Raw genomic sequence first — 21,313 nt, 5'->3', positions numbered from 1 at the left:
GTAACTCAGCACATCATCTTGGCCATCTGGTAGATGGCCTTCGCCTCCTCGGAGGTCGCCTCGGCCTTGCCGGACGCCCGCTTGGTGATGCTCTTGACGACGTCGTCCTCGGACTTGCTCGCCTTGATCTCCTTGCAGGTGTCGCTGAGGATGCCGGCGATCTTCGTGTCGTCCTTGCCGTCGGCCAGTTTCGGGAACGCGCCGCGGAAGCTGACGACGAAGGCGCCCGCCTTCACGTTGTCGACGACTTGCGCGTCACCGTTGGATTGCGCGGCGGGAGCGGAGGAGGAGGGGGTGCTGCTGGCTTTGTCGTCCCCGCAGCCGGTGAGCAGCAGGGCAAAGAGGGTCGCGCTGGCCGCGAGAGCGGCGGTAGTTCTGATCACGGAGCGGGATGCTAGCGGTCCGGGACCAAAGTCGCCTCCCGTCAGGTGAACGGGAGGCGACTTGTTGTGGCAGAAGGCTTGTGGGTCAGACCGGCGCGATGACGAAGACCTGGGCCCAATACGCTGCCTGGTCTGCCCCGAGCAGCGGCAACAGGTAGTCGTACAGAATCGATGACATAGCTGTGGAACTCCCAATTGTCGACGTACAGGACGTTTCGAAATGTGCGGGCAAAGTGTGAGACCCGCTACGGCGGCCCACGTTAGCAGCCACGTCGCAGCCATGTCGGAGCGGCGAACTCGCCGTGCGTATGCGCCGGTAACTAGCCGGACCGTGATCGACGTCATAAAGTAGTGCGCGTTGGCACGGCCCGTTGCGTGGCCGCAACGAGCCCTTCACACTTCGAATGCGGGAAAGCAGGTCTCAACTCTATGCGGATTGTTCGCTCACTGGTCGCCGGCGCGTTGATCGCCGGGGCTGCTTCGGTTTTCGCCATGATGGGTGCTGGCGCCGCCAGTGCCGTAGCGGTGACGCCGCTGCCGGGTGGGGTGCAGGTCGACCTCAGCCCGGCTGACACGGTCTGGGTCGCCCAGAACCGTTTCGGACAGACCCTCGGGGGTCTGCCTCATCCTTCGGCGGCTTCGTTCGGTGAAGCGTTGGACGCGGCGGCCGCGGTGTCGGCAGCCGTCCCGGGCGGACATGTCACCTTCACCGTGTACGGGCCGCTCGATTCGTTGAACGGCACCATGCTGGCGCTGCAGTAGGTCTGGCACTCGCAGCGTGGAATTGCATCAGCGGATCGTCTCGGCGCCGGTAGATTTCGGCGCCATCCGTTCCGAATTCGGCCTGGCCTCGACGTATCCCGTCGAGGCCAGCACGGAAGCCCGCGACGCGTCCGACGCGTTCGCGGGCGACCGGGCCGATCGCACCGACATCCCGTTGGTGACGATCGACCCGCCCGGGGCCATGGATCTGGACCAGGCCCTGCATCTCGAACGCACCGCCACCGGCTTCGTCCTGCACTACGCCATCGCCGATGTCGGCGCCGTGATCGATCCGTACGGCGCGCTCGCCAAGGAGTCGGGCGCCAGGGGGCAAACCTTCTACTTACCCGACGGCACGGTGCCGCTGCATCCGCCGGTGCTGTCGGAAGGCACCGCGAGCCTGCTGCCCGAGCAGACCAGGCCGGCCGCGCTGTGGACCATCGAGCTCGATGAAAAGGCTGAACCACAACGGTTTTCGGTGCAGCGGGCGCTGGTGCGTTCGCGCGCCAGGCTCGACTACGCGGGCGTGCAGGGCGACGCCGACGCGGGCCGACTGCATCCGTCGATAGCTGCCCTGCCGGAATTCGGCACGCGGCGCATCGAAGCGGGCCTGCTGCGTGGCGCGATCGGGTTGCGACTGCCCGCGCAGAGCATTGTGCGCGATGGTAACTCGGACGGTCATTGGCGGCTGATTGTCGAGCCGCGGACCGCCGCCGACGACTGGAACGAGCAGGTTTCACTGCTGACTGGAATGTGTGCGGCGCGCATCATGATCGACGCGGGAGCGCCGGCATTACTGCGTACGATGCCGCCGCCGGCGGAGTCGGCGATAGCGTCCATGCATCGCACGGCGGCCGCTTTGGGCGTCGAATGGCCCGACGATCTGTCGGTCGGACAGATGTTGGCCGGGTTGGATCCGAATACGCCCGCCGCCCTCGTGCTCATGTCGGAGGCGACGAGTCTGATGCGTGGGGCGTCCTACACCGTGGTGAACGGCGACGTCACGACCGCGACCCCGGAAAGTTTGCAACACAGCGCCATCCGCGCACCGTACGCGCACGTCACCGCGCCGCTGCGCAGGCTGACCGACCGATTCAGCACCGAGATCTGTTTGGCCCGCTGCGCGGGAACCGAAGTGCCGCAATGGGTTCAGGACGGCCTGGCCGACACCGCCGACAGCATGCGCCGCAGCGACACCATCGCGGGCAAGGTGGAACGGGCCTGCATCGACCTCGCCGAGTCCACCTTGCTCGCCGAACGCGCCGGCGCCGAATTCGACGCGATCGTCGTCCGCGAAGCCAACGGCAACCGAGCCGCCGAAATCTTCGTCGCCGACCCACCAGTCCTCGGCCCGTGCGTCGGCGGCCCCCCGGAAGGTGCGGCTGTCCGAGTACGCCTGGTCTCCGCCGACCCCACCACCCGCAAGATCAGCTTCGCCTACCCCGCCTAACCCCACCCCAAAAGCATTCTGTCCACACCCTTTCCGCACCCCCCTACACGCCGGGTATGCGGCTTACGCAGTGGGTGTTCACACCCTTTGACGGACCCGAACACCCGCTATAGCGGGTGTTCGGGTCACAGAAGCGGTGTTCGGCTGACAGTGGGGGTGTGGGTGTGTGGGGTGCCGGACGGTCGAAGCGGATGGTGTCGGACGAGAGCTGCACTGTCTCTCGGGATCTGCACTCGCTCTAGGGCCCTATTGAGGGTGCTGATCACGAGAGACAGTGCGGCTGATGGGGCAGTGGCGGGGTTGTCGCCGGACGGGGGCTGCGTGGGGCTAGTCGCTGGAGAGGGCTGCGGCGGCGTCCGGGTAGCGGGTGAGGGCTTGGCGGGCGGCGGTGTCTTCGGCGCCGGCCAGGATTCGGTAGAGGGCGGTGTCTTCGCCTGCGGCGCCGGCGTCGGCGGCTATGCCGTAGATGGCGTGTTGGGATTCGACGGCGTCGCGGTGGTCGCCCAGGACGGTTTGTAGTCGTTTGGCGCGGGTGCCGAGATCGCTGGCGTCGGTGCCGAGGACGGGCTCGGCGGCCTCGCAGGAGTAGCGTAATCGCTTGGCGCTCTTGCGGATATCGTGCAGCAGCTCGACCCGCTCGGCGGGGGTGACGGTGGTTTCCTGCTCGATCAGGCCCAGTACGCGGTCACGGTCGCGTTCCAGCACGACGTTGAAGAACTCCGTGGCGGGCACCCCGGCCCGGGAGGAACGCAGCGGCGGATCCGTGCGCCACTTGTTGAGCTCGTCGCGCAACTCGCGGTAGCGCACGCTGTCCAACGCGAGCAGCACGTCGGCGTGCGCGTCGGAGTACTTGGCGTTCTCGGCGGTGACCAGCCGGGCGGTCACCAATTCGAGGTCGGCGTCCGAATGTCCGGACTGCTGGCCGTGTTTGGTCAGCAGCGTCTCGAAGCGTTCGGCGCGTACCTCGGCGTCGCGGGCCACGCCGAGCACACCGGCCAGCCACTTGAGCTCCTCGCCCATCGTCCTGGCCGGTGTCCGTTCGAACAGTCCGCGATAGGAGCGCAGCACGCTGCGCAGCCTGCGGGTGGCCACGCGCATCTGATGGACCGAATCCGGTTCGTCCGCGCGCACCTCGGGTTCAGCGGCCAGCAGCCGGTCCACGTTGTCGCTGAGTGCCGCGACGATGGCCTTGCCTGCGGTGGCCGTCATTGTTATCCCGCCTTCGCGAATCTATCGGTGGCTTCGATCAAATGATGCGTGATTCCCGGCTCGAAGGAGGCGTGTCCGGCGTCTTCGACGATATGCAGCTCCGAACCGGGCAGGGCCTTGTGCAGATCCCAGGCGCTCACTGTCGGGCAGACGATGTCGTGGCGGCCCTGCACGATGACCGTCGGAATGTGCGCGATGGTGTCGGCGTCGCGCAGTAGCTGCCCCTCGTCGAGGAAGGCGTGATTGCGGAAGTAGTGGTTCTCGATCCGCGCGAACGCGAGCGCGAACCGGGGATCGGCGGATTCGGCGACCCGATCCGGTTGCGGCAGCAGCGAACTCGTCGCACCCTCCCAGGTGGACCAGGCGATGGCGGCCGCGAGCGCGACCTCCTCGTCGGCGGAGTGCAGCAGCCGGTGATAGACCTCGACCAGGTCCTCGCCGCGCTCGGCTTCCGGCACCGGCGCGAGGTACTTCTCCCATTCGTCGGGATACACGTAGCCAGCGGCGCCGTTGTAGTACCAGTCGATTTCCTTGCGGCGCAACAGGAAGATGCCGCGCAGCACCAGCTCGGTCACCCGATCCGGGTACGTCTGGGCGTAAGCGAGCGCGAGGGTGGAACCCCACGAGCCGCCGAACACCTGCCAGCGCTCGATGCCGAGATGGGTACGCAGCGCCTCGATGTCGGCGATCAGGTGCTGGGTGGTGTTGGTCGCCAGGCTCGGGTCGTCGGCCAGGTGCGGGGTGGAGCGTCCGCAGCCGCGCTGATCGAGCAGCACGATCCGGTAGGCCGCCGGGTCGAAGAACCGCCGCTGGCTCGGCGAGGTGCCGCCGCCGGGACCGCCGTGCAGGAAGACCACCGGCTTGCCGTCGGGGTTGCCGCTGACCTCCCAGTACATCGACTGGCCGTCGCCGACGTCGAGCTTGCCGGAGTCGTACGCCTCGAGCTCGGGGTACAGCGTCCGCAACTGTGTGCCGCCCATCAGAAGGCCAGGCCGGAGGCCAGGTCGGGCAGTTCCAGCGCTTCGATCGCCTGCTGGTGCACGTCGGGGCAGCTCTTGGTGGTGAGCCGGTCCACAATCGGCTTGTCGGCCAGCACCGCGCCGTTGATGCCGCCGTTGCGCAGCGCCCACTCGTGCACCAGCGCGTTGAGACCGATCTTGCCGAGGGTGGGGCCTTGCACGCGCCAGTTGGATAGCTCGGGCTTGATCATGTCGCAGAGCTGAGCGGACGCGGCATCGGAGATGACCGGCGGCGTGCCCGGCTTGTTCGTGCCCGCGGTGCCGCCCGGCTTGGTGGTCGCCGTCGCTGAGCCCGTTGTCGAGCCCGAGCTCCCGGTCGGAGCCGGGTTCGACTCGCCTCCACATGCGGTCAGTGCTGCGGCGGCGAAAACGCCCGCCAGCAGCAGCGTGCTGCGGGAAATCCAACGGCTGTGCGGCATCGGTACCTCTACTTCTTATCGCGAATGTCCGCATCGAGTCTGCCATTGATTCGCGACCGTGGCCCGGACTGCGTGGCTAACGGAAGGTGATGCGCAGCTCGTCCAGCAGTGCTTCGACACAGCGCGCGAAGCGGGGGATGGAGGTGTCGATGGTGCGCCAGGGGTGGAGGGCGATCAACGGGGCGAGGCGTTCGGCGAGGCGGATCTCGGCGGCGGACACCTGCCCCCAGCGCGCGAAGTAGTCGTGGCGGTGCGGGCTGTGCAGGATGCGATGGGAGAGGAAGGGGTGGGTGATCACGGCGTCGCCCCAGTCGAAGAGCCGACCGGAATCCACGAAGACGTTGTCGGGGTGGACGTCGTTGTGTTCGATGGTCAGCCTGCCGTATTCGGCCAGTTCGGCGGCGGCCTGCTCGATGCGGTGCGCGAGGCCGGGCACGCGCGGCTCGAAATGCCGGTAGATCGAGCCGAGCCGAGCGGGCGGCAGGTAAGGCGTGCCGGTCGCGATCAGGTCATCGACGTGCGGGGCGACGGACTGCTGGAGGTCGGCGTAGGACCGGAGCAGCCCGGACCATTCGGCATCGGTATCACGTGCGGTGTCGCCGCCGTGCGGGCTCAGCAGCCAGCCGTGCTCCTCTTGCACCGCAAGGGGTTCCAGCACGCTATCGGGACGCAGGCGGGCGAGCAGCTGGAGCAGCGGGCCCTCGTGAGCGAAGGCGCGGGCGTTGGCTTTGGCCCATACCGGACCGGTTTCGGTCGGGATGCGAGCGATCAGCGACCAGGCGCGACGGCGCGTGATCGTCGGCGCGCCGGTCACCTCGACCTCGTGCGCCTTGAGGACGCTTGCCGCCCAATCGAGCAATGGTTCGGGCGGCTGGCCGAGCAGTGCGGCGGGGGCGTGCACTGCTCGGCCGGTCATCGTTACTCCATGGCGTCGATCTAAAAGCTGTGTTCGGGCCCGGGGTAGGTGCCCCGGGCCACCTCATCAGCGTAGGCCGCCGCAGCGGTCCGCAGTTCATCGCCGACATTGCCGAACCGCTTGACGAACTTGGCGGTCTTGCCGCTGGTGTATCCGGCCATGTCCTGCCAGACCAACACCTGCGCATCGGTTTCCACGCCGGCGCCGATGCCGACGGTGGGAATGGTCAGCTTGCGGGTGGCCTGTGCGGCCAACTCGGCGGGCACCATCTCCATGACCACCGCGAACGCGCCGGCCTCCTGTACCGCGATGGCGTCGGCGATGAGCTGCTCGGCGCCGTCGCCGCGACCCTGCACGCGGAACCCGCCGAGGGTGTTGACGCTCTGCGGGGTGAACCCGATGTGCGCCATCACCGGAATGCCCGCCGAGGTGATCAGCGCGATCTGCTCGGCCACCCGCTCGCCGCCCTCGAACTTCACCGCCTGCGCCTGGCCCTCCTTCATGAACCGGGTCGCGGTGGCCAGCGCCTGCTGCGCGGAGGACTCGTAGGTGCCGAACGGCAGGTCGGCCACCACCAGCGCGTGCGGTGCGCCGCGCACCACGCCGCGGACCAGCGGGATGAGCTCGTCCACGGTGATCGGCACCGTGGTGTCGTAGCCGTAGACCACGTTCGCCGCGGAGTCGCCGACCAGTAGCACCGGGATGCCGGCTTCTTCGAACAGCCGAGCCGAGGAATAGTCGTACGCGGTGAGCATGGCCCAGCGCTGGCCGTCCGCTTTCATCTGCTGCAGGTGCTGCACCCGGGTCTTGCGCATAGCCTTCTTGGGCTGGCTGGGCGCCGCACCGTAGGCAGGGGTTTCCGAATCGGATACGGACATCTTCGTCCCTTTCGTCTGGTGTCTCCTCGGGGCCCATTCGGGTCCCCGGGTTCGTCTGACGAATTCCAGTGTGCCAGTTGTAGCCGGGCCGTATTAAGGTTCGCGACCGATGCAATTGGTCACATCAGGGGAGGTGACCGGGGGTCAGTTGCCCGCGGCGTCGGGCTCGGAGTACCAGATCAGCGGCGCGATCGAGACGCCGCCCTGGTTGTCGCCCGCTGAGCTGACCCAGTAGTGGTTGCGGTCGTCGATGACCTCGGCGGCGTGCGCGTCGATCTGACCGGCGCGATTGTCCGGGTCGAAATGGAGCGGGTTGTCGCTGTAGAACGCAGTGGTGCCGACATAGCCGGGACGTGGGCCGATGAAGAGGTACCAATACTCGCCGTGGTGCACGACGAAGGGTGATTCGGTGTTGCCGCCGCTGGTGCCGACGGTCGGGTCGGTGTAGGCCACGCCGCCTTCTTGCCAGTGCCGCAGGTCGGTGCTGGTGCGGTAGGCGACGACGTGATGTCCGCGCGATTGCGGCCAGGTCGCTGTGTAATACATGACCCATTGGTTGTTGACGCGCGTCACCATCGGGTCGCGGGCGTCGTAGCCGTCGGTGAACAGTGAGCCGCTCGGTTCGCGGACCCAGTGATAAAGGTCGGTCGAGGTGGCGAGATTTATCGCGGAGTTACTACCGTCCGGTCCTGCGGCGTAGAACATGTAATAGGTGTCGTCGGCGAAAACAATGTGTGGTGCCCACAGGTGGCGCTCGCCGTAGGCGGGATCGGCGTGCAGGGCGGGCGGTTGTTTCATCCACGGACCGTGCAGGCTCGGCGCGATCGCGTGCGCGAAGACGACTTCGGTGGCCGGGTCGGCGGGCTCGACGTGGGTGATGCCGAACATGTGCCAGGTGTTGGTGGGTTTGTGGAAAACGAAGGTGTGATCGTTGATGTACCACTGCCCCAACAGATTTGTGGTCGGATCATAGACCTTGGTGAACTCCCCGGCCTTCACCCGCTCCGGCGCCGTCGCTGCCTCCGATACCGCAGGCGACACCACGCCGAGCACGAGCGCAGCCGTCACCACACAAAGGAGTCCTGCCCTCCGGTACGCGCGCAAGAGTGCACCTTCCGATAGGTGAGCCGAGATGGAATTCGCCGGAACATTAGCGCGTCAATCGCAAAAGGACAAAACACCTGAATGCCAGTCAGCCACTTCAATAAAACCGAGAAAACTTTCCATCCACAGACCGCTCGGCAACGAATACTCCGAACACCCCACCCGCCCCGACAAATACCCAACCCCATTTCACATTCCGCTTCGAGCACACGCCCACGATGAGGACTTGACGTACCGAACATCCTCTTGACGCAGGTTGCCGCATGCGTCAGGAGCACGCTCCCTACGTCACGTCGTCGTTGCCCGCTGCGGAGGCGCGGTTGGGCTTATGACCGGTGCGTTGTCTTCGTCGAGTTGTTGAGCTGCCACTATCAGTGGATGGCTTTGGTTCGGAGTGGGCGCGGTGCGCTGATGGTGGCGGTGCTGGCGTTGGTGGCGGCGGGGTGCACGGTCAACGGTCATCCGACGGGGCCGATGCCCGCGTCACCCGCCGAGTTGACGAAGTTCTACACCCAGACCGTGCAGTGGGGGTCCTGCACCGGGTTCGGCTCCGCGGACGATCGCTTCGCGCCCACCGCGCAGTGCGCGCGGATCACCGTGCCGGTCGACTACGCCGCCCCGGACGGGCCGACCGCGCAGATCGCCGTCTCCCGGATCAAGGCGTCCGGCAAGAAGATCGGCTCGCTGCTGATGAATCCCGGCGGGCCGGGGGAGTCGGGCCTGACCATGTCGGCGCTGGGCAACAAGTCCCCGCTGGCCGAGCGCTTCGACCGGGTCGGCTTCGATCCGCGCGGTGTCGGCTCCTCCACTCCGGCCATCGTCTGCGAGACCGCGAAGGAGCAGGACGCCGAGCGGGCCGAACCGCAGAAGGACAACACGCCCGAGGGCATCGCCGCGGCGGAGAACGAGAATCGGCAGTACGCGGACCGCTGCGCCGAACACACCGGCAAGGATTTCCTCGCCCGCGTCGGCACCCGCGAGGTGGTGCAGGACATGGACGTGATGCGGGCGGCGCTCGGCGACGCGAAGCTCAGTTACCTGGGTTATTCGTACGGCACCAAGATCGGTTCGGCCTACGCGGAGAAGTTCCCGGACCACGTGCGCGCCCTCGTGCTGGACGGCGCGGTCGACTCCGCGCAGGACCCGGTGCAGGAGTCGCTGCGGCAGGCCGCGGGCTTCCAGAAGGTGTTCGACGCCTACGCCGCGGACTGCACGAACAAGCCGGACTGCCCGCTCGGCACCGACAAGACGCAGACCGTGCAGCGCTTCCGCGCCCTGGTGAACCCGTTGTGGGACAAGACCGTACCGACCACCGACCCGCGCGGCCTCAACTACGGTGACGCGCTCACCGGCGTGCGCCAAGCCCTCTACACCAACGACCTGTGGCCGGTGCTCACCCTCGGCCTGTCCGAACTGCGCGACGGCCGCGGCGACACCCTGCTGCAACTGGCCGATTTGTACGATGGCCGCCGCGACGACGGCACCTACAGCAACACCACCGACGCGTTCAACGCCATTCGCTGCGTGGACGATCCGCGCGTCAGCGACCGCGGCATCACCGGCAGGCAGGACATGGAATACCGCAAGGCGGCGCCGTTCCTGGACGACGGTCGCGGCACCGGCGCGGCCCCGCTGGACCAGTGCACAGTCTGGCCGGTGCCGAATACCAGTGAGCCGCACCGGATCACGGTGACCGGGCTGCCGAAGGTGGTGGTCGTGTCGACCACCGAGGACCCGGCGACGCCGTACCAGGCGGGCGTGGACCTGGCCGCGCAGCTCGGCGCCTCACTGCTGACCTACAAGGGCAACCGGCACACGATCGCGCTCTCGGGCGGTTCCACCTGCGTGGATAACGCGGTCATCGACTATTTGGTCGATCTGACAGATCCGAAGCCGGGCCTCACCTGCTGACCGCGCGGCCGGTGATGTCTTTTTCGCGCAACAAGCACAACACACTCAGCGTGTATGTAACACGGATTTAACGCCGGGTGCTTACTCTCGCGGACATGGATCGCCAGAAGGAATTCGTGCTGCGGACGCTCGAAGAGCGGGATATCCGCTTCGTGCGGCTCTGGTTCACCGACGTGTTGGGTTACCTGAAGTCCGTCGCCATCGCTCCGGCCGAGCTAGAGGGCGCTTTCGAGGAGGGCATCGGCTTCGACGGCTCGGCCATCGAGGGCTTCGCCCGGGTGTCGGAGGCCGACATGGTCGCCCGCCCGGATCCGTCGACCTTCCAGGTGTTGCCGTGGGCGACGAGCAAGGGCCACCAGCACTCCGCGCGGATGTTCTGTGACATCACCATGCCCGACGGCTCGCCGTCCTGGGCCGACCCGCGCCACGTGCTACGCCGCCAGCTGAACAAGGCCGCCGACGTCGGCTTCAGCTGCTACGTGCACCCCGAGATCGAGTTCTTCCTGCTGGAGAACGGCCCGGTGGACGGCTCGCAGCCGATCCCGGCCGACTCCGGCGGCTTCTTCGACCAGGCCGTGCACGACTCGGCCCCCAACTTCCGCCGCCACGCCATCGACGCGCTGGAGTCGATGGGCATCTCGGTCGAGTTCAGCCACCACGAGGGCGCGCCGGGCCAGCAGGAGATCGACCTGCGCTACGCCGACGCGCTGTCCATGGCCGACAACGTGATGACCTTCCGCTACCTGATCAAGGAAGTCGGCATCGACGAGGGCGTGCGCGCGACGTTCATGCCCAAGCCGTTCGCCCAGTACCCCGGCTCGGCGATGCACACGCACATGAGCCTGTTCGAGGGCGAGGCGAACGCCTTCCACGATCCGGACGACCCGATCAACCTGTCCAGCACCGCGCGCGCGTTCATCGCGGGCATTCTCGAGCACGCACCGGAGATCAGCGCGATCACCAACCAGTGGGTGAACTCCTACAAGCGGCTCATCCACGGCGGCGAGGCGCCCACCGCGGCCTCGTGGGGCCGGTCGAACCGGTCCGCGCTGGTGCGGGTGCCGATGTACACGCCGAACAAGTCCTCCTCGCGCCGCGTCGAGATCCGCAGCCCAGATTCGGCCTGCAACCCCTACCTGACCTTCGCCGTGCTGCTCGCGGCCGGTCTGCGCGGCATCGAGAAGGGGTACACGCTGCCGCCGGAGGCCGAGGACGATGTGTGGTCGCTGACCGTCGCCGAGCGGCGCGCGATGGGCTTCCGCGAGCTGCCCGGCACGCTGGACGAGGCGCTGCAGGCGATGGAGCGGTCCGAACTGGTCGCCGAGACGCTCGGCGAGCACGTGTTCGACTTCTTCCTGCGCAACAAGCGCCGGGAGTGGGCCGACTACCGCAGCCAGGTGACGCCGTACGAGCTCAAGGAATATCTCGGGCTGTAGCGAAAAGGCGCGTTTCTGCAACCGAACGTATGTCCAGGTACGGGCGAGTCGTTAGCCGCGACCATGTAATTTGAGACCTATGGTCCGGCCACCGACTGCCCGCTCCGCGGTCCCCGGCGTCGGTCGGCTCGGTCTGCTCGAGCCCTCCGCCGCTGCCTCGCTGCACGAATTGGGCTGGGACAACGTCGAAAGTATCCCCGTGCTCTGGGCGCTCTCGCGTGCGCCCGATGCCGACCTGGCGCTGAGCACGCTGGTCAAACTGCGCGAGCGGATGGAAAACAATTGGGCCGCACTGGATTCGGCGATCCGGTCGGAAACGGCGTTGCGCGGCAGGCTGTTCGCGTTGCTCGGCTCGTCCAGCGCGTTCGCCGACCATCTCGTCGTCGACCCGGCGGCCTGGGAGATCTTGCGCCGCAAGGAGCTGCCGGGGCGCGACGAACTGATCGCCGATCTGCTCGACGCGGTGCACGCGGTGCCGGAGGAAGGGCCCGTCCCGGGCGGGCTGCTGTTCCGGGCCGGTGAGTCCGGACCCGAGGTGGTCGCGTTGCTGCGCAAGCGGTATCGCGATCAGCTGATGCTGCTCGCGGCGCTCGATCTCGCGGCGACCGTCGAGAATGAACCGGTACTGGCGTACCAGGTGGTCGGTCGTCATCTGACCGCGTTGGCGGACGCCGCGCTCACCGCGGCGCTGTCGGTGGCGGTGGCTCGCGTGTGCAAGGACGGGCCGGTGCCCGTGCGGCTCGCGGTGATCGCCATGGGTAAGAGCGGCGCGTGCGAGCTCAACTACGTCAGCGATGTCGACGTGGTGTTCGTCGCGGAACCCGCCGACGCCACCGCGACCCGGCTGGCGGCCGAGATGATGAGCGTCGCCAGCGCCGCCTACTTCGAGGTCGACGCGGCGCTGCGGCCGGAGGGCAAGGCGGGCGCGCTGGTGCGCACGCTGGATTCCCATGTCGCCTACTACAAGCGGTGGGCACGGACCTGGGAGTTCCAGGCGCTGCTGAAGAACCGGCCGATGACCGGCGACCTCGAACTCGGCGAGGAGTACAAAGCCGCGCTGATGCCGATGGTGTGGACCGCCTCCGAGCGCCCCGACTTCGTCGCCGACGTGCAGGCGATGCGCCGCCGGGTGGAAGACCTGGTCCCCGCCGACATGCGCGAGCGCGAACTGAAATTGGGACACGGCAGCCTGCGCGACGTCGAATTCGCCGTCCAGCTCCTGCAATTGGTGCACGGCCGGGTGGACGAGTCGCTGCACGTGCAGGGCACCGTCGAGGCGCTGACCGCGTTGGCCGCCGGCGGCTACATCGGCCGCGACGATGCCGCGAATCTCACTGCGTCGTATGAGTTCCTGCGGCTGCTCGAACACCGCCTGCAGCTGCAACGGCTGCGGCGCACGCACACGCTGCCCGCCTCGGACGACGAGGAGGGCATGCGCTGGCTGGCCCGCGCCGCGCACATCAGGCCGGACGGCAGGCAGGACGCGGTCGGCGTGCTGGCCAACGAGATCCGCCGAAATGCCGTACGGGTGCGGCGATTACACGCCAAGCTGTTCTACCGTCCGCTGCTCGAATCGGTAGTCAAGCTGGAACCCGAAGCGCTGCGGCTCAGTCCGGACGCGGCGGTCCGGCAGCTGGCCGCGCTGGGCTATCAGGCGCCCGAACACGCGCTCGGTCACCTCAAAGCACTCACCAGCGGAGTGTCGCGCAAGGGCCGGATCCAGGCGCTGCTGCTGCCGACGCTGCTCGAATGGCTCGGTGAGACACCGAATCCCGACGCGGGCCTGCTCGCCTACCGGCGGGTGTCGGAGGGGCTCGGCGATCAGACCTGGTTCCTGCGCGAACTGCGCGACGAGGGCGCCATCGCGCAGCGGCTGATGATCGTGCTCGGCTCCTCGGAGTACCTGCCGGATCTGCTGATCAACGCGCCGGACACCATTCGGATGTACGCCGACGGGCCGGGCGGCCCACTGCTGCTCAGCCCGCAGCCGGAAGATGTTGCGCGCGGGATCATGCGGGCCGCCGGACGCTATAACGACCCGAAACGCGCTGTGGCGGCGGCACGTTCGCTGCGCAGGCACGAGCTGGCCCGCGTCGCGTCGGCGGATCTGCTCGGCATGCTCGACGTCAAACAGGTCTGCCGGGCGCTGTCCTCGGTCTGGGTCGCGGTGCTGGAAGCATCACTCGCGGCGGTGATTCGGGCCAGCGAGGCCGAAATGGGCGCGCCCGCACCCGCTGACTTCGCGGTGATCGGCATGGGCAGGCTCGGCGGCAAGGAACTCGGCTACGGGTCCGACGCGGACGTGCTGTTCGTCTGCGATCCGCGCCCGGGCGAGGACGAGACCAAGGCCGTGAAGTGGGCGAGCAGCGTCGCCGACAGGGTGCAGAAGTTGCTCGGCGCACCGAGCGTCGACCCGCCGCTGCTGGTGGATGCCGGGCTGCGCCCCGAGGGGCGCAACGGCGCGCTGGTCCGCACGCTGGCGGCCTACGACGCCTACTACCAGCAGTGGGCGCAGTCGTGGGAGGTGCAGGCGCTGCTGCGGGCTCATCAGGTGGCGGGTGACCAGCAGCTCGGGGTGCGCTTCCTGCACGTCATCGACAAGGTGCGTTATCCGGAGGGTGGGGTATCGACCGAAGCGGTGCGCGAGATCCGGCGGATCAAGGCTCGCATCGACGCCGAACGACTGCCGCGCAACGCCAATCCCGCTACCCACACCAAGCTCGGTCGCGGCGGTCTCGCGGATATCGAGTGGACGGTGCAGCTGATGCAGCTGCGGTACGCGCACGACGTCCTCGGCTTGCACAACACGTCAACGTTGGAGTCGCTCAACGTGATCGAGGAGACCAAGCTGCTCGACGCGTCCGATGTCGCGCTGCTGCGGGACGCTTGGCTCACCGCGACGAAGGCCCGCAACGCGCTGGTCTTGGTGCGCGGCAAACCTGCCGACCAGTTGCCCGGGCCTGGGCGGTTGTTGTCCGCGGTCGCCCGGGTGGCGGGCTGGCCCAACGATGACGGTAGCGAGTTCCTCGATCACTACATGCGCGTCACCAGGCGAGCAAAAGCGGTGGTGGAGCGGGTATTCGGGCAGTGAACGCGGGCGCTGGGGCCGCGGTGCATCCGAGTTCGTTGCCTGCCAGTGCATCCGGGCTTATGCGCACCGAAAACGGTTGCGGCCGAGCCGATGTCCGCTAGCTGCTGCGGGGCATGGTTGCGTTCGAGCTGACGGCCGCGGCGCCGTCGTCGAGCTGACGGCCGCGGCGTCGTCGGCGTGATGTCGCGGCTCGCCGTTCAGGACCGGGGCGAAACGGCGCGGTCGTGGTTGGCCCGGATCTCGTCGTAGTGGTCGGCGGCCCAGCCGATCAACTGCATGACGATGTCGTGCAGGCCGTGGCCGAGGGGCGCGAGTGCGTACTCGACCCGCGGCGGCACCTCGGCGTAGGCGGTCCGCGTGATCAGGCCGTCCTGCTGGAGCTGCTGCAGGGTGTGGGTGAGCATGCGCTGGGAGATGCCGGGGATCCGGCGCTGCAGGTCGGTGTAGCGCACGGGGCCGTCCTGCAGGATGGCGACGATCAGCATGCTCCATTTGTCGCCGACCCGGTCCAGCACTTGCCGGATGAAGGGCATGTGGTCGGCCGGGATGTTCGCGCACGGCCCGATCGCGGCCGCCATCTCCACACCAGCGTTGTCCTGCATAGCGCCCATTCCTCTCCGTCGCGCACACCGGTGTGCCTTTTGTACCGCCCTCGATTCTGACGCATCATGTCGCTACGAACAAATAGTATGAATCGAGGTCGAGTGGATGAAGTCGGGGCCGAGCCCCTGACCTCCTCCGCTCGCATCCAGGAAAGGCAACAACCGCTATGTCGTATCTGCTGCACATCGATTCCTCCTCGCCCGGTGCGGCCTCGGTCTCCCGCCAGGTCGCGGTGTCCTTCCGCGATCAGTGGCAGGGCCCGGTCGTCCACCGCGACCTCGCCGCGAACCCGGTGCCGCACCTGGACGCCGCGGGCATCACCGCCCGCAGCGCCGACCCGGTCCACCACACCCCGGAGCAGGCGCAGGCCGCCGCTTTCCAGGACGAGCTGATCGAGGAGTTCCTCGGTGCGGGCGCGTACCTGTTCACCGTGCCGATGTACAACCTGTCGATGCCGTCGGTGTTCAAGGCGTGGCTGGACCAGATCATCGTCACCGACCGCACCCTCTTCTTCTCCGGCGCTTCCCCGGCCGCGGGCCGCCCGGCCGTGCTGATCTCGCCCCGTGGCGGCGGCTACGGCCCCGGCACTCCCAAGCACGGCCTGGACTTCGTGGTGCCCACGCTCGAGGCCGTCCTCGGCGGCGGCATCCTGGGCCTGAACGTGACCGCGGTGATCCCCGAACTGACCATGGCCCCGCACGAGGCGGCCCTCGCCCCGCTACTTCCCCTGCACAAGGCGTCGCTGGCCGCCGCACACGAGCAGGCGCGCCAGCTCGCCACGACCCTCGGCCCCACCCGCGCCGCCTGACGCCACCCCACCGCCGCACTGACACGTGTGCGGCGTGGGTAATGCGGCCGAGCTAGTTCGTGACCGAGGGCGCGGGCTCGATAAGCAGACCTGTTCGCTCAGCGCGCTTTTCGCCCCACTCGTACAGCGCGCTGAGGGCGGGAACGAGGCTCCAACCTTCGTCGGTGAGGTCGTATTCGACCTGCGGCGGCACGGTGTCGAAGACGGTGCGGCGGACCAGCCCGTCGGCTGCCAGTTCACGCAACTGCTGAACGAGCATCTTCTCGCTGGTCGTCGGCATCTGCCTGCGCAGCTCGCCGTAGCGCCGCACACCTTCCTTGAGGTGGGCGAGGATCACCGGCTTCCACTTGCCGCCGATGAGGTCGACGGTTACCTCCACCGCGCAGTGATAGCGCTTCTCGGGCATTGCACGCCTTTCGGGTACTCACTAAAAAGTGCGTTCTTGTAACACTGTAATCATCGCGATTCCATGGATGGGAATACCGCATTCCTACTGCAGACATGGAGCCCGAATCCCTATGAAGGTCATCGTTTTCGACCGATTCAAGCCCGGCGTGACAATGGAGACCATCAACCCGTACCTGCCCGAGGAGGTCGCCAATGTGTGGCGGCTGTGGAAGGCGGGCATCGTGCGGGAGAACTACGCCCGCGCCGACGAGCCGGGCGTGGTGATCGTGTTCGAGGTGGACAGCGTCGAGGAGGCGCAGAAGTACGTCGCCGACTTCCCGCTCACCAAGGCCGGCTACCTCGAGTGGACCTACGTCCCGGTGCAGGCCCCGCTGCCGCTGGAGGCGCTGATGGATCCGAAGGTCGACGTCGCCGAGCCCTACGACCGAACCAAGTGAGGGCGCTGCCATGCGAAACGGCTTCGGTCTCAGCATTCCGGAAACCGTGGCGGACGCGTGTGATCCGACGCGGATGGCATTGCTGATCTATGACATGCAGGTCGGCATCGTCGGTCAGATCCCCGACGGTGACAAGATCGTGCAGGCTTGCGTGCAGTTGCGAGATGCCGCTCGGGCCAACGGGTTCCGGGTCTTCTACACCCGGCACGTGTCGCTGCCGATCGCCGCGTCCGGCGTCGCCCAGCTGCGCACCGCCATGCAATGGCAGCGGGTGGCCGACCTCGACGAGCTGCACGCCAGCTTTCCGCAGGGCTCGCCGCAATACCAACTCGCCCCGGAGCTGACCCCCAACACGGACGAGGTGGTCTTCGACAAGATCACCATGTCCGCCTTCGCGGCCACGCCGCTCGATATCGCGTTGCGCGACTGCGGAATCGACTCCTACGCAATCGCAGGCATCGCGATGGAGGTCGGGATCGAACCCACCGTCCGGCACAGCCTCGACCTCGGATACCTGCCGATCATGGTCACCGACGCGTGCGGCGCCGGACACCCGATGGCAGCGCAAAGATCGTACGCCACTTTGGAATTCGCGGGTGGATCACTGATGACCGACACCGCCACCCTGATCGATCTGATGACCCGGCGCTAACTCCCCAGCTCACAGGCACCCCACATCGATCCGCTGTGGGGACGAGGGATGTGCCTGTGAGCTTGGGACTACCCGGCGGTGAGTTCCTGGAAGCGGTCGACGAAATCACGAATGGCCTGGCGGTCCTCGTCGAGTTCCGGATGGTGGCCGTGTTCGACGGTCACCGTCACCACGCTGCCTGCGCGCAGTCGCAGCACGTCCACGCACGTCGGCAGTAAGGGTGCGTTCACGCTGCGTCCGTTGCTGCTGACAGTGATTCGCGAGGTATATCCGATCAACACCTCGATAAGCTCTTCGGCGCTCTCGGCGGTGAGCGGGCCCGCGATACGGAACTCTTCGACGTACATCCGGCCTCCTCCATCGCCTGCGACCCATGTTAAGCGGCGGCATTCATTATCGACGGCACTTGATCGTGGCCGGCCTTCATATGCGCCGCCTCGGCCAGCCCCACAGCTCACCCGTGTGAACGGAGTCCTGTTGGCCACCAACACTTCCCAGTCGGCAACCGAGTCTGACGGCCACCCTGCGCACCCACCTGCACCGCCCACCGGCCCCACCGCAATCCTGAAGATCGGCGCGGCATTTCCCTGCACCGACCCGCCCCTCTTCCGCACCAGCCCGCCGCCCCCTTGCCGCTCACCGAAGCTCTCCGAACGCCACCACAGCCCGATCACCGGGCGAGAACCCAGCCGCTCACCCTTTGTGTAACCCGAACACCGGGTATACAGAGTGAGCGGCTCCCACAAACGGTGATCGGTCTCCAACTCACCACGCGGGCAACGGAATCTGCACCTTGACTCGGGATATGCACCGACTCTAGGGCCCTATTCCGAGTGCAGATCCCGAGTGAGAGTGCAGATCTTCGGTAGTACCGGCCGGGGGACGCCGGACGGGTGGGGGCGAGCACGGAAAACCGCCGCTGACCATCTCTCTTGTCCAAAGCGCTTGTAACGCAACCACAGCCAGATGACCACCTCAGGAACGCGACATCACGCGCCTGACGTGCACCTAAAGTCGGGTACGGCACACGACGCGCCCAGCACTACTCACAGGAAAACGTGGATAGGTCTTCAGCTCATTGAGCTGATCACCTTGGGAAATCTTTAGGTGCACTTCCCGATACGTATACCTATCCAAATGGCGAGTACGAGATTGGCACTATTGCGGGCGGCTCCACCGGTAGCGGAGGGGCAGGCACTCGGCGAACGCCCGTCGGGTGGCGCTGATCACGCAGACGCGGGACCTGCACGGTCGGCATACAGGTTCTCCACAACTGCCACCTAGGGTCGGGGCATGCCGAATTGGTTGGAACGGGTAGTGCTCGGGGCGGGATGGTGTGCGCTGGCGGCGGGGCTCGCCGGGGTCGTGCTGCATTTCGGGGCGTGGCAATATCAGCCGCTGGTCCTGCTCCAGTCGGGGGCGTCGTATCTGATGATCGGCTCGGTTGTCGGGCTGGTGATCTTTTTGATCGCGCAGGGGTGGCGCAGTGCAGGGGTGGCCGCGGTGCTGGTCGGCGTGGTGGCGTGGACGGTGGTGCCCGCGTTCGTGCCCGAGGGGCGCGCGGCGAGTGGGCCCGAGGTGATGGTGATGCAGTCCAATCTGCTGTTCGGGCAGGCCGACGTCGACGCGGTGCTGCGGGCGGTGCGGGAAAACCGGATCGACGTGCTGACCGTGGACGAGCTGACGAAGGGCGCGGTCGACCGGCTGGCCGCCGCAGGCCTCGCCGAGCAGCTGCCGTACTCCTACCTCCAACCGACGGCCGACGGCGGCGGTGGCACCGGCATCTACAGCCGATACCCGTTGCGCGACACCAAGAAATACGACGGCTTCATCCTGAACCAGGTGTCCGCGATCATGGATCATCCCGAGCGCGGACCGATCACGGTGTTCGCCTTCCACCCGATCCCGCCTCCGTTCAACTTCGCCGATTGGCTCGTGGAGATGCCCAGGATCCGCGAAATCCTCGACGCGCAACAAGGTCCCGCGATCGTCGGCGCGGACTTCAACGCGACCCGCGATCACGCGGCATATCGCGAACTGCTGCGTGGCCGCTTCGAGTCGGCCGCCGACCAGGTGGGTGCCGGATTACTGCCGACCTTCCCCAACGACCGGTCCTGGGGCCCGATCATCGGCATCGACCACATCCTGCTCGCCGATGCGACGGCGCAGCAGGTGCACACGCTGAGTGTTCCCGGCTCCGATCACCGCGCGTTGATTGCGCGAGTGCGGTTGAATTGATCTCACAGGCACGGTTATGTACGGGGCACTGCGCGTAGGTTTTCGCCCGATTGTGATGCGCGCGCGGGGTGCGCGGCGATTACCGTGTGAACGCGCGACGGCCCGCGCGCACCGGTAGTCGGGGAGGCCCGTAGATGATCAGTACGCAACGGCTGCGGCTCGGTGTGGTCGCCGTGCTCGTGCTATTCGGCGCGGTATCGGCCGGATGTGGCAAGGGCGCGCAGAATCCGCCCGCGCCGAATGGCAAGGCGCCGAGTGCCGAGACCATGTGGGAAGTCGCCGGATCGATGACGGCCACCGGTCCGAACGGGCCGCGCAAGGGCGTGCCGGACGCGCCGCTCACCGCGATCAACGGTGACGGCGGCAAGTTCGACAAACTCGCGCTCAACACGATCGCCGATCTGCAGGAGTTCTGGACTGCGGCCTACTCCAAGAACTTTCCCGGCACGTTCACGCCGGTGTCCGTGTTCAACTCCTGGGATGCCAAGGCGCCCCGGCAGCAGGCGATCCAATTCTGCGGCGAGAGCACGTATCACGTGGTGAACGCTGCCTACTGCAGTCTCGACCACACCATCGGCTGGGATCGCGGCGTGCTGCTGCCCGCGGTGGTGCAGAAGTTCGGCGAGATGGCCGTGGTGATGGTGCTCGCGCACGAATACGGCCATGCCATTCAGGGACAGGCCAGGCTCGCCGGTATGCGGACGCCGACGCTGGTGCTGGAGCAGCAGGCGGACTGCTTGGCCGGAGTGTTCTTACGCCATGTGGCGGAAGGGAATTCGGCGCACTTCACGTTGAACACCACCGATGGACTCAACGCGGTGCTCGGTGCGACGGTGGCGATTCGCGATCAGGATCCGAGCGATCCGAAGAACGCACACGGTTCGGCATTCGAGCGGGTGACGGCGGTGCAGATCGGCTACTCCGACGGTGCCCAGGGCTGTAAGTCGATCACCTCGCAGCAGATCGCGCAGCGACGCGGCACGCTGCCCGTGTCGTTCGAGCCGGGCGAGGAGTTCGAGCAGCTTCCGGTGACCGCCGAGTCGCTGAACAGCGTGAGTCAGGCCCTGACCACCATCTTCCCGATCAGCAAGAAGCCGCAGTTCGATTACACGGGCATCGTGAAGAGCTGCTCGAATGTCACTGCCGCCGAACCGGTTTCGTACTGTCCCGGCGCGAACAAGATCGGTACCGACGTGCGGGCACTCGCCAAACGCGGCGCACCGGCGAAAGGCGAGGAGGATCCGCTCTCGGCGGCGGTGAACGGCGACTACAACGCGTTCATCATCTTCGTATCGCGGTATGTCCTTGCGGTGCAGAACGATCGCAAGCTGGGCCTGACCGGCCCGGAGACCGCCGGGCTGCGCACGGCCTGCCTGTCCGGCGTGGTGACGACCAAGCTGAGCGAGCCGCGTAGCGACCCGCGCCTGTCGGCGGGTGACCTCGACGAGGCCGTCTCCGAACTGCTCAGCGAGGGGCTTGCCGCCAGCGACGTGAACGGCAAAGTGGTGCCGAGCGGGTATCAGCGCGTGGAGGCGTTCCGCACCGGCGTGCTGGAAGGCGAGCAGGTCTGCCTGTCTCGCTACAAGTGA

The 21,313-nt window shown here is 67.1% G+C and carries 20 protein-coding genes; 10 read left to right on the top strand and 10 right to left on the bottom strand.

Annotation, left to right across the window (positions count from 1 at the left end):
• Window positions 1–5: 5 nt before the first annotated feature.
• On the bottom strand, window positions 6–383 hold the full coding sequence (locus tag ABZ942_RS15125) for a hypothetical protein (RefSeq protein WP_357382169.1): 378 nt from the start codon (window positions 381–383) through the stop codon (window positions 6–8).
• A 429-nt stretch (window positions 384–812) separates the two neighbouring features.
• On the opposite strand from ABZ942_RS15125, the gene ABZ942_RS15120 reads away from it, so the two are divergent.
• Together ABZ942_RS15120 and ABZ942_RS15115 are read left to right on the top strand one after the other, a co-directional pair.
• Window positions 813–1,145, top strand: a complete 333-nt coding sequence (locus ABZ942_RS15120; protein WP_357382167.1) for a hypothetical protein — start codon at window positions 813–815, stop codon at window positions 1,143–1,145.
• 16 nt (window positions 1,146–1,161) lie between these two features.
• On the top strand, window positions 1,162–2,595 hold the full coding sequence (locus ABZ942_RS15115; RefSeq protein ID WP_357382165.1) for an RNB domain-containing ribonuclease: 1,434 nt from the start codon (window positions 1,162–1,164) through the stop codon (window positions 2,593–2,595).
• Window positions 2,596–2,922: 327 nt separating this feature from the next.
• Here the strand turns inward: ABZ942_RS15115 and ABZ942_RS15110 are convergent, their stop codons facing one another.
• The 6 genes from ABZ942_RS15110 to ABZ942_RS15085 all read right to left on the bottom strand — a co-directional run bounded on the left by ABZ942_RS15110 (window position 2,923) and on the right by ABZ942_RS15085 (window position 8,104).
• The gene (locus ABZ942_RS15110; protein WP_357382163.1) at window positions 2,923–3,804 is read right to left on the bottom strand and encodes a CHAD domain-containing protein; all 882 of its coding nucleotides are present in this window, start codon (window positions 3,802–3,804) and stop codon (window positions 2,923–2,925) included.
• A 2-nt stretch (window positions 3,805–3,806) separates the two neighbouring features.
• Window positions 3,807–4,784, bottom strand: coding sequence for a prolyl aminopeptidase (pip, locus tag ABZ942_RS15105; RefSeq protein WP_357382161.1), 978 nt, complete (start codon window positions 4,782–4,784; stop codon window positions 3,807–3,809).
• A complete protein-coding gene (locus tag ABZ942_RS15100) occupies window positions 4,784–5,242 on the bottom strand; it encodes a hypothetical protein (protein WP_357382159.1) in 459 nt (152 codons plus the stop codon). Before ABZ942_RS15100 ends, pip begins: the two co-directional genes overlap by 1 nt.
• A 76-nt stretch (window positions 5,243–5,318) precedes the next feature.
• A complete protein-coding gene (locus ABZ942_RS15095) occupies window positions 5,319–6,158 on the bottom strand; it encodes a phosphotransferase (RefSeq protein ID WP_357382157.1) in 840 nt (279 codons plus the stop codon).
• A 20-nt stretch (window positions 6,159–6,178) separates the two neighbouring features.
• A complete protein-coding gene (gene panB / locus ABZ942_RS15090) occupies window positions 6,179–7,036 on the bottom strand; it encodes a 3-methyl-2-oxobutanoate hydroxymethyltransferase (RefSeq protein WP_357382156.1) in 858 nt (285 codons plus the stop codon).
• Between the two features lie 144 nt (window positions 7,037–7,180).
• The gene (locus ABZ942_RS15085) at window positions 7,181–8,104 is read right to left on the bottom strand and encodes a family 43 glycosylhydrolase (RefSeq protein ID WP_357382154.1); all 924 of its coding nucleotides are present in this window, start codon (window positions 8,102–8,104) and stop codon (window positions 7,181–7,183) included.
• A 414-nt stretch (window positions 8,105–8,518) separates the two neighbouring features.
• On the opposite strand from ABZ942_RS15085, the gene ABZ942_RS15080 reads away from it, so the two are divergent.
• The 3 genes from ABZ942_RS15080 (at window position 8,519) to ABZ942_RS15070 (ending at window position 14,578) form a co-directional block, all read left to right on the top strand.
• Window positions 8,519–10,051 (top strand): alpha/beta hydrolase, encoded by a 1,533-nt coding sequence (locus ABZ942_RS15080; RefSeq protein WP_357382152.1) that lies wholly within the window; start codon window positions 8,519–8,521, stop codon window positions 10,049–10,051.
• Window positions 10,052–10,146: 95 nt separating this feature from the next.
• Window positions 10,147–11,487 carry a glutamine synthetase family protein gene (locus ABZ942_RS15075; protein ID WP_107655058.1) on the top strand — a complete coding sequence of 447 codons (1,341 nt, stop codon included), beginning with the start codon at window positions 10,147–10,149 and terminating at the stop codon, window positions 11,485–11,487.
• 79 nt (window positions 11,488–11,566) lie between these two features.
• A complete protein-coding gene (locus ABZ942_RS15070) occupies window positions 11,567–14,578 on the top strand; it encodes a bifunctional [glutamine synthetase] adenylyltransferase/[glutamine synthetase]-adenylyl-L-tyrosine phosphorylase (protein ID WP_357382150.1) in 3,012 nt (1,003 codons plus the stop codon).
• A gap of 197 nt (window positions 14,579–14,775) precedes the next feature.
• Here ABZ942_RS15070 and ABZ942_RS15065 read toward each other — a convergent pair whose 3' ends face one another.
• The gene (locus ABZ942_RS15065) at window positions 14,776–15,180 is read right to left on the bottom strand and encodes a helix-turn-helix domain-containing protein (RefSeq protein ID WP_357382148.1); all 405 of its coding nucleotides are present in this window, start codon (window positions 15,178–15,180) and stop codon (window positions 14,776–14,778) included.
• Between the two features lie 167 nt (window positions 15,181–15,347).
• Here ABZ942_RS15065 and ABZ942_RS15060 point away from each other — a divergent pair, with 167 nt between their 5' ends.
• On the top strand, window positions 15,348–15,989 hold the full coding sequence (locus ABZ942_RS15060) for an NAD(P)H-dependent oxidoreductase (protein WP_357382146.1): 642 nt from the start codon (window positions 15,348–15,350) through the stop codon (window positions 15,987–15,989).
• A 52-nt stretch (window positions 15,990–16,041) separates the two neighbouring features.
• Here ABZ942_RS15060 and ABZ942_RS15055 read toward each other — a convergent pair whose 3' ends face one another.
• Window positions 16,042–16,395, bottom strand: coding sequence for a helix-turn-helix domain-containing protein (locus ABZ942_RS15055; protein WP_357382144.1), 354 nt, complete (start codon window positions 16,393–16,395; stop codon window positions 16,042–16,044).
• 112 nt (window positions 16,396–16,507) lie between these two features.
• Here ABZ942_RS15055 and ABZ942_RS15050 point away from each other — a divergent pair, with 112 nt between their 5' ends.
• Window positions 16,508–16,834: a hypothetical protein gene (locus ABZ942_RS15050; RefSeq protein WP_357382142.1), complete on the top strand. Its 327-nt coding sequence runs from the start codon at window positions 16,508–16,510 to the stop codon at window positions 16,832–16,834.
• A 10-nt stretch (window positions 16,835–16,844) separates the two neighbouring features.
• Window positions 16,845–17,486 (top strand): cysteine hydrolase, encoded by a 642-nt coding sequence (locus ABZ942_RS15045; RefSeq protein WP_357382140.1) that lies wholly within the window; start codon window positions 16,845–16,847, stop codon window positions 17,484–17,486.
• A 68-nt stretch (window positions 17,487–17,554) separates the two neighbouring features.
• On the opposite strand, the gene ABZ942_RS15040 is transcribed toward ABZ942_RS15045, so the two are convergent.
• Window positions 17,555–17,833: a hypothetical protein gene (locus ABZ942_RS15040; protein WP_357382138.1), complete on the bottom strand. Its 279-nt coding sequence runs from the start codon at window positions 17,831–17,833 to the stop codon at window positions 17,555–17,557.
• Window positions 17,834–18,779: 946 nt separating this feature from the next.
• Here ABZ942_RS15040 and ABZ942_RS15035 point away from each other — a divergent pair.
• Both ABZ942_RS15035 and ABZ942_RS15030 read left to right on the top strand, forming a co-directional pair.
• A complete protein-coding gene (locus tag ABZ942_RS15035; protein WP_357382136.1) occupies window positions 18,780–19,724 on the top strand; it encodes an endonuclease/exonuclease/phosphatase family protein in 945 nt (314 codons plus the stop codon).
• Between the two features lie 134 nt (window positions 19,725–19,858).
• Window positions 19,859–21,313, top strand: coding sequence for a metallopeptidase (locus ABZ942_RS15030; RefSeq protein WP_357382134.1), 1,455 nt, complete (start codon window positions 19,859–19,861; stop codon window positions 21,311–21,313).

The sequence above is a fragment of the Nocardia sp. NPDC046473 genome (assembly GCF_040645995.1).
Lineage (GTDB): Bacteria > Actinomycetota > Actinomycetes > Mycobacteriales > Mycobacteriaceae > Nocardia.
This window is presented reverse-complemented; position numbering and strand designations above follow the sequence as displayed.